The following is a 13,051-nucleotide window of genomic DNA, read 5'->3' on the forward strand; positions in this document are numbered from 1 at the left end:
GTGGTGTCCATTGTCAGTTTTCGTCGAGCTAATGAAAAGAAAGGGAGATTTTTAATGACTATCAAAAAAACCTCTGAAATAGGATGTGGCTATACAACAGAAGATTCAAACACCATGGATTCTTCATCGCTAACAGATGAAGAACTTGTACATCTAAAGCCAGATAAAGACGTTTTACCTACCTCCCTTTTAAAGTATGTAACGGTAGAACGCCGTAAACGTGGGCGTCCACCGGTTGAATATCCTAAACAAGCAATTACTCTACGTCTTGATCCAAACGTTATTGCCTCTTTTAAAAAACAAGGTAAAGATTGGCGAACGCGTATGGGTGAAGTCTTAAAAAAAGCAAGCGGTTGCTAAATCAAATTACTTCTTCACTCTAAAAAGGATGCTTTACGATGTAAAATGATAAGCTAGTTGGCTTGCGGTTGAGGTTAGACGTGACTTGTATTACCTTGAAAGACAAGTAAGAGAGGGGGTGGTCTTTATAGCTGTTAGTTGCAGGGTTAAGGCGCACATATCAGAAGAAAAATAAGCATGTCACGAGTCGAATTATGAAAGCCTCTAGCTTATCAATAAGTGATATTGTGGGAGTGTTGATGGGCGCGTATTGCGCAAGATAAAGCTATTCCGTCTATCTTATTTCAATCCAATGCAGAAACCATGGCAGCTTTTGCGCAACAAGATAATGGTAACTTAGAAAAGTTTAATTTTGTAAATAGATCACTTGATGATTTGTATGCGGATGATTGAACATATTGCTCTCTTCAGGTATGAAAAAAAGGACGACATCGGCGTCTTTTAAATGCTGATTTGCACTAAATTATTGAAGCATTAGCGAATGATTGGCATATAGAGACTTGGCATTGTAGTCGTGCATTAACTGGAAGTTGAAGTAATTATAGAGATTACCATATTTTTTCTGATGTACTATTTGATGAGCTAAGACCAATTAATTTTGCTGCGTCTTGGTTCTCGTTCGAAGCTTAACCTACAATATTAAACAACAGATTTCATATTTATTGGAAGTGGTATTCTAACAATATTTATAAATTGAAATTGAGATTTATCATTCATCTATAAGGAAGCAAAATGAAACGCTATACAACATCTACCAACCATGCTAGCCTATAATGTTGAAAATTATATCATAACTTAATCAAAGGCTTATATTCAATGATCCTTTTCATGTATGCAGAAGCAGATGCAGGTCTATTATCTGCTAAAACTAAAATTTTCTCGAACCGCCTAAAAATACCATCATCTTTTTTGTTAACAGGTTTGCATAAAATATATAGATCTTTACGTACATATTCTTTGAAACGTTTTTTACTGCTTACGTGTTTACAAAAATTGACTGAAAGATAGTAATCCAACTGATAAAAGGCTAAGAGAATATCTCATTTACAAGTAACATTAATGTTATTGTAGTGTATTTTCTATAACTTGCGCAATTCAAGATAAAGTTTTTTGACTAATGTCAAGTGAACGATCCTGGTTTCAAAAGAGTTTCATTAAATATTTATTTCTGTTATGAAAAAATGACAATGAGAGAGCTTATAATATCAAAGCGTCCTATTATGATGGTTTGATGATTAATAACAGCGCTTCTTTACCCTTTATATCAACTATAAATTTAGAAGGTTAAATCCATCATCAATTACTTTTTCTACTAGTTCGAAAAAGCTTTCAAAGATTATAGAGAATTGAATATTTCCTATTTGTTTACTAAACTAGGGCAGTCATCATTATGAGATTGCTATGCATCTGGCCGGTTTTGGCAAAACTACCATTATCGATTTTCATTTTTTGATCACTAGAATACTTTTTAATAATCTATTACTGAATAAGCCAGCTGGTCTTTGCTCTAGCGCTTTATTCTCTAAACGTGTAAGAAGATTTTCTAATGGTTCATCTTTTATATCCTCTCCTTTAGAATAGATCACTTTCTTAGTAGGTTTGATGTTTTGGTTTTAACGTCATGAGACTCTGCGTTAACAATTAGCATAAAATAATAATTCTTTATTTTTTTATGGTGAAAAGATGTTTTGCATTAACTACCTCCCTACCTCTGAGGGTAAGAAGAGGCGTTATGTTTTTCAAAATTAAACAATTATTTTAAATCGAGCTATCTTGATCTGGATTGTAGGCTTTCAAAAAAGGATCTAAAACATTGGGAAATTTTAAAGTTACAAAATCTGTGAAAATTGCTATTTAAATAAAAAGTCTATGTATTTCAATGCATTAAATATAAAAAACGGTGCCGCATGCCGGCAGACAGGGCTTTTGCAACAAGAATCAAGTTATGTAAATATGTGCAAGAGCATATTGATGTCTATAATTTTTTATGTTCCAATAAAAAAATTAAGAATTAAAGAAAAAATCTCAAATCAAAAATTAAAGGTGGTCTAAAAGGTGGACCCAAAAAGGTGGACGGGTGATGTGTGAAAAGGTGGACGAGAAGGGAAATTAAGTGAGGGGGATTCATAGATTATCAGCATTACTTGTCAAGTCTGCTTCTCAGGGTAAATATTGTGATGGGGCAGGGTTATGGTTGAATGTTCGAAAAGACAATACGCGCTCTTGGTTCTTTCGTTATACATACCATAACAAACGCCGTGAAATGGGGCTTGGTCCAGTCGCACAACTTTCTCTGAAGGAAGCGCGCGAACTTGCCAAGCATTATAGTGCTATTCTCAGAGAAGGCAATGACCCTATTGTCTTTCGAGAACAAACCGTTTTAAAACAGCAAAGCAACATATTCAGTGAGATTGCAATTGCGGCTTTTGAAAGTAAAAAAGCAGAGTTAAAAAATGAAGGCAAAAATGGGCGTTGGTTTTCTCCGCTGGAATTGCACGTTATTCCACACATAGGCAGCCTCTCTATAGAAAAATTAACGGCTAATATCATTCGCAATGTTCTTGCGCCCCTTTGGCATGAAAAAGCAGATACAGCACGAAAAGCGTTAAACCGTATTAACATTTGCTTGAAATATGCGGCGGCTCTTGGTTTGGAAGTTGATCTACAAGCTTGTATGAAAGCACGCGCCCTTTTGGGAAAGCCCCGTACTACACCAACAAATATTCCTGCTATGCCATGGCAAGAAGTTCCGGCATTTTATCAGAATTTAGATGATAAGATTCTTTCAAATTTAGCACTGAAGTTGCTTATTTTGACGGGGGTACGGTCATATCCATTGCGATATTTGCGTCTTGAACAAATAGATAAAAATATATGGACGATACCAAAAGAAAATATGAAGGGCATTGTAGGAAAGGTTTCAGATTTTCGCGTGCCATTGAGTGATGAAGCTTTAAAAGTGATTGAAAAATCCCTCCCCTTTGAAAAGAATGGTTTTTTATTTGCTGGGAGTTCTGGAAAGCCTATATCTGATGTAACACTTTCTAAATTCATGAAAGACAAAGGTTTTGATTATAGACCCCATGGTTTCAGATCTAGTCTTCGTGACTGGATAGCAGAAACAACGTCAACACCCTTTGAGATTGCCGAAACTGTTCTTGCGCATTCAGTTGGGAGTTCAGTGACAAAAGCTTATATGCGAACGGATTTTTTAGAACAGCGACATGCTCTCTTGGAACAGTGGGCTGCATTTATAATAGGAGCGACTTAAGGGATCAAATTGTTAATGTTTTGAAAAGCACTGTTTGAGATGTGTAAAACGATATTATCTCTCGCATCTGTGAGGCGTGCGAAATTGATAATTCATTTGCTAAACAGTTTTGCACGTTTCAGAGTGTATTTAGAGTCGGATATTTGGTTTTTGTGTAAAAATATTTTCTACAGCATCCATAAGACGTGAAAAATCAAGCGCTAGTAAGAGTATAATGAGTACAATCCATCTCGTATAACGTGACATCACTTTTATACTTTTGTAGGTCATGATAATTTCTTGAAGGATTTCTTTTTCTCCTTCTGTAAGCTCTGTATCGTCTTTTGTTTTTTTCTTAGCCATGTTTCCACCCACACACACGTTCGCCCTGCTTGTTATGCTTTAAGATCTCTCTTGCTAAATTGGAACTGATGACGTTGGCATCTTGCCTCTCTAAATAAATGGGCAACCAACCAACACAAGAGACATACTTATTTGTTCCGCAACCAACGAGAGAGAGCAGCACGCACATCAGTATCACTTTTCTGATTAACTTCATTTTCCACCTCCAGCCGTGTTGTTGCTGCCTTTAAGGTTTTTTCTGTTTGCTTTTGCCGTTCTGCCTTTTTTCCAAGGGTAAAAGCTTTTGCCAAAGCCATAAAAAAAGCGGCTAGAGCCGCGCCTATTAACAGCAGATTTTTTTTCATCCATAAGATCATAGGCGGTGTTCCTGAAAACGTTTAGCAACAAAGAAAATGCCAGCACATGCGGCTAAAACCATTATAGTGGCGAGCGCCCATTGCACTGGACCATTGCCTGCTAATAAGCCTCCAAGCCCAGAAAAAGAGCCAATGATTGGGGCAAGGGCTTCGGCTTTGAAAATCCCAGTTGGTGCTTGCGTTTCTACGGTTTGGTAGTTAGAGGAAACAAAAGCACCTTTCGCCCATAAGCCTGCTTCTGCTGCACGCCGATGTACAAGACCTTGCAAGCGTTTTCCACCGGCTTTGGTCCATTTCTGTAATTCGGTTGGGATTGCTTCATAATCGCCACTATTGAGTTTCTTTAACAGTGTTGAGTTGCAAAAGGCTGTTGTTCCTATATTATAGCAAAAGGAGACCAATGCCGCGAATTGTTCATCGGTTAAAGAAACTTGAACGGCTTGTTCAACGGTATTTTCAAATTGTCTTAAATCTTGGCACAGAAGTTCTTCAGCTTGTTTTTCAGTGATTGCCATACCTTTATGAACAAAAGGTTTTCCAGCATTATTTGTATGTCCATAACCAATGGTCCACACTCCGATGGCATCTTTATAGGCATTGAGACGTAAACCTTCCCATTGTTTAATCAGTGCTAACCCTTCTGATGATATTGTTCTCATGTATTGCTCCTATAAAAAAGCCCCACAAAAGGTGGGGCAGATTGATAGATTTAAATTGTAATTATTGCGTTTTATTAAAAGTAGTGTTTCATGTAACTTTTTTCTGTGTTATACGTTACATGAAACACAATGGAGATTTTGTTATGGCTACAATGCATGTCAATGAACGCGTTCAAAAACATCGCAACGCACAAAGAAAAGCAGGTTTGCGTTTAATGCAAATTTGGGTACCAGATACTCGCCAACCGAACTTTGCAGAAGAGTGCCGACGCCAATGTCGCTTAGTCGCAAAGATGGATAAAACAGATACATCTATGCAGTTGTTGATGGATCAATCTTTAATGGATGTTGATGGCTGGACAGAATGATGCGTGGATCTCTCGTCACAATAGCTATGCAAGGCGATTCTGGTAAACCAAGACCTGCGTTAATCATTCAAGCTAATCAATTCAGTGAACATACAAGTGTAACAGTTTTACCCATTACTAGCACACTTGTTGATGCGCCATTACTCCGCATTACGATTCAGCCAAACGATAAAAATGGTTTGCAAAAACCTTCGCAAGTCATGATTGATAAGATTATGACGGTAAGATGTGAAAAAGTTAGTCCAGCTTTCGGCTCCATTCATGCAGATAAAATGGTAGAAATTGAACGCTGTTTAGCTGTATTTTTAGGAATAGTAAAATAAAAATAGTATTTCTTTTTATCATCATAAAATAGCTTTGTTTATCTATCTTCCTCGTCCATATGGATAACGCCTTCGCCTTCATCACATGCATTAGGTGGGGCGTTTGGGTCAAGGGTATCATCTTTGTCTGGTGTGGTGTTTGCAACGTTTCCAGCCGCATCTTCTTGGGTTTCATCAAAAAGTTCACAATCTATTTTTGTGGTATAACCACCTGTTTTGTCAAGCTTGTGTTTAACGCTTTTGATGCGCCATTCGGCTGGAATATAGGGGCGGAAAGGGGGCTCTTGAACAAGCTTTGCTTCTGCTTGTACAAAGGGATCACCTCCGATATCACATGAGAAAGAAGATTTGCCACGCGATGATTTATTGCGATAAGCTGCAATAGCTGCAACAGCTTCTGATTGATTGTGGTAGGTATATTTGAGTTCATGAAACGGTGGTTTGCCAACCTTGACTTCCTTTTTTTCACCAGTACGGATGTCATGATAGTTTGCGATAACACCGCCTTTTTTCTCTTCTTCTTGCTCTTGATTTTCAGGTGTTTTGGCTTCCGTCTCTGCTTTAGGCAAATTGGGGGCGTCACTTTCATCCATATGGATAACATCTTCGCCTTCCTCAACTTCTTCTGGTTCTCGTGCATCAGCGGCAGCTTTTTGATCATCCCCTGCATCTGTTTTTAGGCCATTGGCTGCTCCTGCTTCATCACGCGCACTGTATTTAAAATCCCAAGAGCTGCAGAGTTTCTCATGAATAACCACAACGGGGAGTGTTTCACCAGTGATGGCTTTGCCTTCCCCCCGTTTAGCCAAAACAAGCTTGCCATCAACGGGTTTTGCTACTGCATCATAGTTTTCTGCAAGGCGCGTGGCAAAAGCCATATCGCTTTCAGAAGTTTGGTCAATATGACGCACAACAATTTTTGCAAGAGCAGGGTCGACTTTTGGTGTATAGCCATTGCGCTGTGCTATCTCCTGAATAATATTGCCAAGGGTTTGTTGGTGATAGGATTGGCTTTTAGGTGTTCTATAAGATGTGTTCATAGATGCTGCGCGCCCTGTTACGCTTAAGCTTTGTGGGGGGCTGCTTACGGAGATTTCATCAATCAGATAGGCTCCCATATCGCGGACTTTACCCCCTTCATAGCCAAGAGTGACAGAAATGATTGTCCCGATGAGAGGGATATCAAGAAAGCCATTGTCGCACTCACGGGCGCGGTCATCAAGCTCTATGGTAATGCGGTCACTTTTGTCTTCTGCTTCATCGGTAATTTCAATCGACAAAACATAGTCCATCAGAGTTCTTGTGATGTCCTCTCCATTTGCCATCACTGTGCAAAAAGGTTTCATGATTGACTGCCCCAAATTCTAATCACCGGTGTGGCTTTAGGATAGGGGAGGGTTGGCAAAACGATTGTGATGCCTGCTTTTAAGATGGGTCCATAGTCTGCAAGACCAAAGTTTGCTGCATAAACGCGTTCAACAGCAAGGGCTTGTTGACCCTTTGCATAGTATCTCCAGCAAATGGCATCAACCATATCGCCTTCTTTTGTCACGTAAAGATCACTCATAGCTCTTCACCATATTCTCTCAACTTTATTGTAAATTCTTGTTTTTTGGGGGACCCGTTTTGGTGAAAAATGCTTTGTTTTTCCTCTACAGAAAGAATGACAAACTTGCCTAAAATTTTCCCCTGACCCGTCACAAGGATATGAGGACCATTATGCGCCATTTGTCGCAAATACTCGATTTGTCCATAGCCGCCTTTAAAGTCTGGATAGATCACACCGGTTAAAGAAAATTCCGCATTTGCCACAGCAGGCAATTGAAGTGCTGCTTTGCGCCCCAATCGCCCTTGCTCGATCCATGGAATGCCATAAGACATGTCAAGGGTTTGATAAGCGGCCGTTTCAATGGAAAAGATAAAACTACCCAAAGCTAACATCATGATGTTTAATCCGAAAGGCTAGAGGCTATAGCCAAGCGTTGCTGTTTGGCATAACGTTCAAGGGCTTGATTGACTGCGTTTCTGATTTCGTCCTTTAAACCATTGGGGACGGAAATATTTAAATTTGAAATCATCACGCGGGCATCTACTTCTACCGGCTTATGAACCATAATGGGTTTGGGTGCTTTGAAGGCACCCACTTTTGCATTTGGAGCTTCCATATGCCTTGTTTCAACGTCCCCTGTATTAAAGCCGCTCTTTCGTTTTTCAGGTGGGGTATTTGTAACCACTGCTCTATCAAGCATTCTTTTTGCTCGTGCTTTGGTTTCTTCGGTAAAGGTTTTTAAAGTTTGGGTTGAAGTCTTATTAATTGTGACGTTAAAGCCTAATTTTTCTTTCATCCAGTTTGGCATCCAACTGGTTAATTTACTCATCATGCCGCTAAACCATTCAGACAGAGTATTCCATTTGTTTTTGATGCCCTCCCAAAGCCCATTAATAAGATTGGAGCCTACTTCCATTAAGTCGACACCGAACAGCCATTCAATGAGTTCATTGATTCCTTTCGCTATCCAAGAGAGCGGTGAAAAGTTTTTAAAGAGCGTAAAGAGGTTATTAAAAATGTTACTGCATAAATTGGCAAAAGAATCCCATAGCTTGCTTATAAAGTTTATGACTGTGTCCCAATTTTTGTAGAGCAAATATCCAGCAGCAACAAGAGCGGCAATACCACCAATGATCCAGCCTATGGGGGTTGTCATAATTGTGATACCAAGGCTAACAAATGCTGCTCCCACGGCTGCTAATGCGGCAATGAGTGGACCAAAAATGAAGGAACCAAGAGCGACAAGCCCCACCTTGAAAAGGGTTATTTCACCAATCAGAGGTTCTAGCCATTGGAACCAGCCTTTAATCCTCTCTGTGAGATCACTGATGCCTTTTCTTAAATCAGAGGTAGGATTAAGCAAATCATTAAAGACTTTTCTTAAGGTTTTCGCCCAGTTCGCAACGGTTGTTTGGATGAGGTCACGGTTTTCATCAATTAACTTTGAAAAACCGTCAACCATATCATTGATCACGGGCATGAAACGTGCACCAATAAAGTTCGCGATACCACCTATTTTTTTCTTAAAGGCACCAAGCTTGTCACTTAAATCTGCGGCATAGCGTGCAACATCGGCGCCTATCAGCCATTTTCCTTTTCTCGCCTTTGCAAACATCTCTTTAATGGGTGCCATGCCTTGTGCAAGCATGGAAGCCATTTCTTTCCCATCCCCACCAAACAGCAGAGCAGCAATATGCTGTCTTTGTGCTTGATTTTTCATCTTACTCATCTTGTCAGTAATTTCTTCCAACAAAACGGAGTTTGATTTGAGTTTTCCAGAAGCGTTTTTAACAGAAATGCCAAGTGCTTCAAAGCCCATAATGCCTCTTTTTTGTCCAGCATATGCTTGTGCAGAACGTCTATTTAAAGTGGCTAAGGATTGTTGAAAAAGTTCAGCAGAAGTACCTGAATTATCGGCCGCATCACCCCATAATTGTAGTGCCGTAACACTCATACCTAAATGGTGTGATGCATGGTGAAGACTATCCCCCAGATGCATGGTTTTCATGGTGAGGGCGGTCACACTTGCCACAAGACCACCACCAGCAAGCCCTAAGACACCAGTAAAGACCGAAGCACGACTTGCCGCTGTGCTAAGAGCACCTTGAACACCATGAAGACTTTTTGTCATGTTTTTGACAGCAGCAGAAAAGCGCGGAATACCCAAACTATGTGATAATTTTTTTGAAAGTGTATCGAATTTCTTTTGTACACGTTTAAGAGGCGCGGTGAGTTTGTCTTCAAGAGACAATTTGACCTTTGCATCGGCAACTTTTTCACTCATTTTGTCTTATACCTTTCTGCTGCTTGTTTTCGCCAGAATATGAGTTCTTGTAGTTCCATTTCCATTATCTCTGAAAGAGACCAATGGAATACAATGGCGATATCGGCTATGAGTTTTGCGGCGGTTTCCCAGTTGAGGTATCCCGCCGTTTGATAAAAGACTCCAAAATCTCTCCAATACTTGCCAAATCATTGATGTCGAGTTCGCTGATAGCCTCGTACGGCCATCCAGAAAGGCGTGCGATCATAGCGATTGTTTGCTCTATGCCTTCTTTTTTGTCGATTGCTTGCACATCTTTTATTTTGGGGCGCTGTAAGATGATTGTGGTGTGTTCTTTTCCTTCAAAGGTAATGGGTATCAATAATTTATGTGTAATGCTTGTTTGTATAGTCATTTCATAATCCTATATTTTCTCTATGGTCTGCTAATTGATTGATGCCATTGAATTTTCTGATGAGATTAGGGACATCTATCTCAACGATTTCAATGTCCTTCTGGACATATTTAAAATATTGCAATGTGAATGTTGCTGTAGAAGTTGCTTTGCTTCCCGGTTGCCATTCTGCCATTTCAAAGTTTTTGCAAAGCCCTCTCATGGTAATGATAACGCCTTCTGCGGGTGTGCCTTGTGCTTGCATTGAACTTCGCAATGAGATGTCGACATCCGTGCGCCCCAACAGTGCCATTAACTCTGGGGAGCAATCAGAAATGGTCATGCTAAGCGTGAGAGTTTCCAGACCAAGATCAACCTCAATGGAACTATCCATGCCACCGCCACGATAACTTTCAACGACCAAACTCAAATTCGGTAGGGTGACACTTTCACACTTTGCCTGATAGGGAATGCCGTCGACAAAAATGTTAAAATATTTCAAAACTCTTGGTAATACAGGTATGGCCATTAAAAGATCTCCTCTAAGTAATCATTCACAATGCGTGAACGGAATGTGATGTGTTCTGCTGGTGTTGTTGGGGTAAATTCCACATTGAAATAGACTTTTCCGTTTTCAATGGCGCTTGCTGTGTTAAGTTCTGGATCAGGCGTACAGTGTCCACCAAGAATAGCGCCTTGTGCTTTTAAATTACGCAAATAGGCATTGATACTTTCGCTTACGTCACTCAGGTAAGTCTTTTTGATATTGCGGTCGATAGCCCATAGATGCCCGCGTAAAATAGCATCATTGATCATATCCGCGGTGCGCACCACTGATAAGAAAGCAAATTTTGTATCGCTTGAGAGTGTGCGATTGCCCCAGAGACGATAGCCATTTTCACGAATGATTGTTGTGATGTTTTGTTCATTGAGAAGGTTGGCACGGCTTGCGCGATCACCAATGGAAAAATCAATAGGGCGCGCAGTTCCCACAATGCCATTGATCACTTTATTGGAAGGGGAATGCCAAAAGCCATAGGTAAAATCCGTTTTGGCAATGACACCAGCAACCGCTGCACTTGCTGGCTGTTCTATGATCTTTCCATCACGATTTACCTTTACAAATGGGTCAATGAGAATGGCGCGTTTTGAATCAAAATCCTTTGCTGTGCTAAGAGCTGCTTCATCTGTTGTGTTGGGTGCATCAAGCACCACAATGGCGCGCAAACGCTCGGCAATGCCAATCAATTCTGCTGCGACGGGGTTGGTAGTTGCACCAGTTTCATTCCCTTCAATACCCACACCGGAAGGGCGCTGATGTGTAAAGCCTGGAGCAATCAGAATGCGTGGTGTTTGTCCTACAACAGATTGTGCTCCAATGAAAGCATGAACACCTTCATAAGCGCCATTTGCGTTTACACCACCTAGAATATTGGTGAGTGTTGCATTTTCGTTGTCACCTTCTTGCACGCGTACGACAACGACAATCGCTCCTACTTGTTTAAAAATAAGATCAAGGGCATTGGGTAAAGTGCCGCGTCGTTTTCCTGTTCTATCCAGTTTTGCGGCTTGTGAAAGAGAACCCGCTACCAAAACCGGTGTGTTGAGGGGGAATGCTTGTTCATCGGCATCGGGTGCTGTGCCAACAATCCCGATAACGGCAGACTGAACTGCGCGAAGGGGGCGGGTGCCGTCGTCAACTTCAACGACTTCAACACCGTGTAAAAAACCTGTTGCCATTTTATACTCCTTTGAAATATTGGCGAATGAAATGAATGGGAAAAAATGAGAGAATGATTGTTGTGTTTGTTAAACTGGCATTACGATAAAAAATTATCGAAAATATCTTGACATTATTTCTGCAATGTATATTTTCGAATCAGGTGCCTGAAAAACGCCTTAAATACCAAGCGGATTGATTGCCGAAATAATCAATCTTCTGAACATTAAAGATTTTGACTCATTATATGCTGTGGCATATAAAGATCTTGTCGGGTGTGGTTATGCTATAAAATACCCTTTCGGGAAAAGCATAACGACGGACTTGGTACCGTGTTTTTCAGCGCCCGACACTCTTTAGAGTGTCAATGAAAAACCTCTATTACCAAGGAGTTCACATGAACACTCTTATAAAAATTAAAGAACGGATTATTGATCAGGAAACTGTTCAAACCGTTAATGCTCGTGATTTGCATGCATTTTTGGGAATCACATCAAAGTTTGCAGACTGGATTAAAAATCGCATTAAAGAATGTAAGTTTCTGAAAAATATAAACTTTATCACGCTTACTAAAAATTTAGTAAGCGGTGGGAAGGTAAAAGACTACTATCTCACCTTAGATATGGCTAAACACCTTTCCATGATAGAGAGGAATGATAAAGGACATGAAGCTCGTCAATACTTTATCAAATGTGAACGGCTTTTGAAACAAGTAGCAACACCACAAATCGATTACTCTAAACCTGAAGCATTACTTGGTGTCTTGAATCACCTACAAAGTCAAATAGAACAGAAAGACCATGTTATTGCCGAATTAACTCCAAAAGCAGAGGCTTTGGAAAGTTTAAAACGCTCTGATGGTCTGTTTGGTCTCATCGAAGCTGCAAAAATGTTAGAGATACGACCAAAGGATTTAACCGATTACTTACGTAAAAATGATTGGGTCTATCGGCGGGCTCCAGGGGCGCCTTTGTTGCCTTATCAGGATAAAATCAAAAAAGGCTTCATGGATTGCCCTGCTATTACTATCCAAAGACCGGATGGTACAGAAAAGGTGCTCCCTTCAACGAAAATCACATCCAGAGGATTGGCATGCTTAAGAGAGCAAATCTTTGGGGGTGTGCAATGAAGATAGATACTAACTTCTTATGCGATTTGTGGTTGGCATTATCTCAATTTTCTAATGATGAAAATGTGAGCGACAAAGATTGTAGTGCTCTGGTTCAAACTATGAATGCAATAGAAAAGGTTCTAGTTTTAAAACTTCAAAATGACGTGCCTAATATTACAAAGATTTTGGCAATTCTTACAGATTTTGGAGCCTCAGAATTACCGCATAGCACGGATTCTTTGTTGCGCGCTTATGAACCAAATTTCGAGAACCCTATTAAAAAGGTTGCTTAAGTAAAAAACATGACTCATCCCCCCGTCTTTAGGGCGGGGAGG

At 40.1% G+C, this 13,051-nt stretch carries 19 protein-coding genes; 6 read left to right on the forward strand and 13 right to left on the reverse strand.

The genetic code is table 11. From position 1 onward, the window contains the following. Positions 1 to 54 precede the first annotated feature (54 nt). Positions 55 to 360 carry a BrnA antitoxin family protein gene (locus tag J7R07_RS00585; RefSeq protein WP_208435020.1) on the forward strand — a complete coding sequence of 102 codons (306 nt, stop codon included), beginning with the start codon at positions 55 to 57 and terminating at the stop codon, positions 358 to 360. A 788-nt stretch (positions 361 to 1,148) separates the two neighbouring features. Here J7R07_RS00585 and J7R07_RS08615 read toward each other — a convergent pair. Beyond that, positions 1,149 to 1,376 carry a YopJ family acetyltransferase gene (locus J7R07_RS08615; RefSeq protein WP_484479023.1) on the reverse strand — a complete coding sequence of 76 codons (228 nt, stop codon included), beginning with the start codon at positions 1,374 to 1,376 and terminating at the stop codon, positions 1,149 to 1,151. Between the two features lie 1,097 nt (positions 1,377 to 2,473). On the opposite strand from J7R07_RS08615, the gene J7R07_RS00590 reads away from it, so the two are divergent. Then, a complete protein-coding gene (locus J7R07_RS00590) occupies positions 2,474 to 3,631 on the forward strand; it encodes a tyrosine-type recombinase/integrase (RefSeq protein WP_208435021.1) in 1,158 nt (385 codons plus the stop codon). A 129-nt stretch (positions 3,632 to 3,760) separates the two neighbouring features. On the opposite strand, the gene J7R07_RS00595 is transcribed toward J7R07_RS00590, so the two are convergent. Genes J7R07_RS00595 through J7R07_RS00605 form a run of 4 tightly spaced genes read right to left on the reverse strand, consistent with a single transcriptional unit; the run spans position 3,761 to position 4,988 of the window. Next, positions 3,761 to 3,973 carry a hypothetical protein gene (locus tag J7R07_RS00595; RefSeq protein WP_208435022.1) on the reverse strand — a complete coding sequence of 71 codons (213 nt, stop codon included), beginning with the start codon at positions 3,971 to 3,973 and terminating at the stop codon, positions 3,761 to 3,763. Continuing rightward, positions 3,966 to 4,169, reverse strand: a complete 204-nt coding sequence (locus J7R07_RS08270) for a hypothetical protein (RefSeq protein ID WP_246464795.1) — start codon at positions 4,167 to 4,169, stop codon at positions 3,966 to 3,968. Before J7R07_RS08270 ends, J7R07_RS00595 begins: the two co-directional genes overlap by 8 nt. Next, positions 4,102 to 4,329, reverse strand: coding sequence for a hypothetical protein (locus tag J7R07_RS00600; RefSeq protein ID WP_208435023.1), 228 nt, complete (start codon positions 4,327 to 4,329; stop codon positions 4,102 to 4,104). The genes J7R07_RS08270 and J7R07_RS00600 overlap by 68 nt, the downstream gene beginning before the upstream one ends. Beyond that, on the reverse strand, positions 4,326 to 4,988 hold the full coding sequence (locus J7R07_RS00605; protein WP_208435024.1) for a lysozyme: 663 nt from the start codon (positions 4,986 to 4,988) through the stop codon (positions 4,326 to 4,328). The genes J7R07_RS00600 and J7R07_RS00605 overlap by 4 nt, the downstream gene beginning before the upstream one ends. Before the next feature lie 143 nt (positions 4,989 to 5,131). On the opposite strand from J7R07_RS00605, the gene J7R07_RS00610 reads away from it, so the two are divergent. Together J7R07_RS00610 and J7R07_RS00615 are read left to right on the forward strand one after the other, a co-directional pair. Then, on the forward strand, positions 5,132 to 5,356 hold the full coding sequence (locus J7R07_RS00610) for an antitoxin MazE family protein (protein WP_019224016.1): 225 nt from the start codon (positions 5,132 to 5,134) through the stop codon (positions 5,354 to 5,356). Next, positions 5,356 to 5,679, forward strand: coding sequence for a type II toxin-antitoxin system PemK/MazF family toxin (locus J7R07_RS00615; RefSeq protein WP_208435285.1), 324 nt, complete (start codon positions 5,356 to 5,358; stop codon positions 5,677 to 5,679). Before J7R07_RS00610 ends, J7R07_RS00615 begins: the two co-directional genes overlap by 1 nt. A gap of 38 nt (positions 5,680 to 5,717) precedes the next feature. Here the strand turns inward: J7R07_RS00615 and J7R07_RS00620 are convergent, their stop codons facing one another. The 8 genes from J7R07_RS00620 to J7R07_RS00655 are packed head-to-tail and all read right to left on the reverse strand — an operon-like array spanning position 5,718 to position 11,625. Further along, positions 5,718 to 7,025, reverse strand: a complete 1,308-nt coding sequence (locus J7R07_RS00620; RefSeq protein WP_208435025.1) for a phage late control D family protein — start codon at positions 7,023 to 7,025, stop codon at positions 5,718 to 5,720. Continuing rightward, the gene (locus J7R07_RS00625; protein WP_039760481.1) at positions 7,022 to 7,246 is read right to left on the reverse strand and encodes a tail protein X; all 225 of its coding nucleotides are present in this window, start codon (positions 7,244 to 7,246) and stop codon (positions 7,022 to 7,024) included. Before J7R07_RS00625 ends, J7R07_RS00620 begins: the two co-directional genes overlap by 4 nt. Continuing rightward, positions 7,243 to 7,623, reverse strand: a complete 381-nt coding sequence (locus J7R07_RS00630) for a phage tail protein (RefSeq protein ID WP_208435026.1) — start codon at positions 7,621 to 7,623, stop codon at positions 7,243 to 7,245. The genes J7R07_RS00625 and J7R07_RS00630 overlap by 4 nt, the downstream gene beginning before the upstream one ends. Positions 7,624 to 7,628: 5 nt before the next feature. After that, complete coding sequence (locus J7R07_RS00635) at positions 7,629 to 9,512, reverse strand: phage tail tape measure protein (RefSeq protein ID WP_208435027.1); 1,884 nt, start codon at positions 9,510 to 9,512, stop codon at positions 7,629 to 7,631. Then, positions 9,509 to 9,577, reverse strand: a complete 69-nt coding sequence (locus J7R07_RS08570) for a GpE family phage tail protein (RefSeq protein ID WP_425489177.1) — start codon at positions 9,575 to 9,577, stop codon at positions 9,509 to 9,511. Before J7R07_RS08570 ends, J7R07_RS00635 begins: the two co-directional genes overlap by 4 nt. Before the next feature lie 41 nt (positions 9,578 to 9,618). Further along, positions 9,619 to 9,906: a phage tail assembly protein gene (locus tag J7R07_RS00645; RefSeq protein WP_208435028.1), complete on the reverse strand. Its 288-nt coding sequence runs from the start codon at positions 9,904 to 9,906 to the stop codon at positions 9,619 to 9,621. A gap of 1 nt (position 9,907) precedes the next feature. After that, a complete protein-coding gene (locus tag J7R07_RS00650; protein WP_208435029.1) occupies positions 9,908 to 10,414 on the reverse strand; it encodes a phage major tail tube protein in 507 nt (168 codons plus the stop codon). Beyond that, positions 10,414 to 11,625: a phage tail sheath subtilisin-like domain-containing protein gene (locus tag J7R07_RS00655; RefSeq protein WP_208435030.1), complete on the reverse strand. Its 1,212-nt coding sequence runs from the start codon at positions 11,623 to 11,625 to the stop codon at positions 10,414 to 10,416. The genes J7R07_RS00650 and J7R07_RS00655 overlap by 1 nt, the downstream gene beginning before the upstream one ends. Before the next feature lie 377 nt (positions 11,626 to 12,002). Here J7R07_RS00655 and J7R07_RS00660 point away from each other — a divergent pair, with 377 nt between their 5' ends. Together J7R07_RS00660 and J7R07_RS00665 are read left to right on the forward strand one after the other, a co-directional pair. Then, positions 12,003 to 12,734, forward strand: coding sequence for an antA/AntB antirepressor family protein (locus J7R07_RS00660; protein WP_208435031.1), 732 nt, complete (start codon positions 12,003 to 12,005; stop codon positions 12,732 to 12,734). After that, on the forward strand, positions 12,731 to 13,009 hold the full coding sequence (locus tag J7R07_RS00665) for a hypothetical protein (protein WP_208435032.1): 279 nt from the start codon (positions 12,731 to 12,733) through the stop codon (positions 13,007 to 13,009). Before J7R07_RS00660 ends, J7R07_RS00665 begins: the two co-directional genes overlap by 4 nt. Positions 13,010 to 13,051 lie beyond the last annotated feature (42 nt).

Source organism: Bartonella phoceensis (assembly GCF_902825145.1).
GTDB classification, from domain to species: domain Bacteria; phylum Pseudomonadota; class Alphaproteobacteria; order Rhizobiales; family Rhizobiaceae; genus Bartonella; species Bartonella phoceensis.

Bases quoted from the DNA above. Each gene is read 5' to 3' on its own strand.
- J7R07_RS00625 (WP_039760481.1), bottom strand. From the start codon at position 7,246: ATGAGTGATCTTTACGTGACAAAAGAAGGCGATATGGTTGATGCCATT.
- J7R07_RS00665 (WP_208435032.1), top strand. From the start codon at position 12,731: ATGAAGATAGATACTAACTTCTTATGCGATTTGTGGTTGGCATTATCT.
- J7R07_RS00645 (WP_208435028.1), bottom strand. From the start codon at position 9,906: ATGACTATACAAACAAGCATTACACATAAATTATTGATACCCATTACC.
- J7R07_RS00660 (WP_208435031.1), top strand. From the start codon at position 12,003: ATGAACACTCTTATAAAAATTAAAGAACGGATTATTGATCAGGAAACT.
- J7R07_RS08270 (WP_246464795.1), bottom strand. From the start codon at position 4,169: ATGAAGTTAATCAGAAAAGTGATACTGATGTGCGTGCTGCTCTCTCTC.
- J7R07_RS00595 (WP_208435022.1), bottom strand. From the start codon at position 3,973: ATGGCTAAGAAAAAAACAAAAGACGATACAGAGCTTACAGAAGGAGAA.
- J7R07_RS00610 (WP_019224016.1), top strand. From the start codon at position 5,132: ATGGCTACAATGCATGTCAATGAACGCGTTCAAAAACATCGCAACGCA.
- J7R07_RS00600 (WP_208435023.1), bottom strand. From the start codon at position 4,329: ATGATCTTATGGATGAAAAAAAATCTGCTGTTAATAGGCGCGGCTCTA.
- J7R07_RS00650 (WP_208435029.1), bottom strand. From the start codon at position 10,414: ATGGCCATACCTGTATTACCAAGAGTTTTGAAATATTTTAACATTTTT.
- J7R07_RS00635 (WP_208435027.1), bottom strand. From the start codon at position 9,512: ATGAGTGAAAAAGTTGCCGATGCAAAGGTCAAATTGTCTCTTGAAGAC.
- J7R07_RS00620 (WP_208435025.1), bottom strand. From the start codon at position 7,025: ATGAAACCTTTTTGCACAGTGATGGCAAATGGAGAGGACATCACAAGA.
- J7R07_RS00585 (WP_208435020.1), top strand. From the start codon at position 55: ATGACTATCAAAAAAACCTCTGAAATAGGATGTGGCTATACAACAGAA.
- J7R07_RS00630 (WP_208435026.1), bottom strand. From the start codon at position 7,623: ATGATGTTAGCTTTGGGTAGTTTTATCTTTTCCATTGAAACGGCCGCT.
- J7R07_RS00615 (WP_208435285.1), top strand. From the start codon at position 5,356: ATGCGTGGATCTCTCGTCACAATAGCTATGCAAGGCGATTCTGGTAAA.
- J7R07_RS00655 (WP_208435030.1), bottom strand. From the start codon at position 11,625: ATGGCAACAGGTTTTTTACACGGTGTTGAAGTCGTTGAAGTTGACGAC.
- J7R07_RS00605 (WP_208435024.1), bottom strand. From the start codon at position 4,988: ATGAGAACAATATCATCAGAAGGGTTAGCACTGATTAAACAATGGGAA.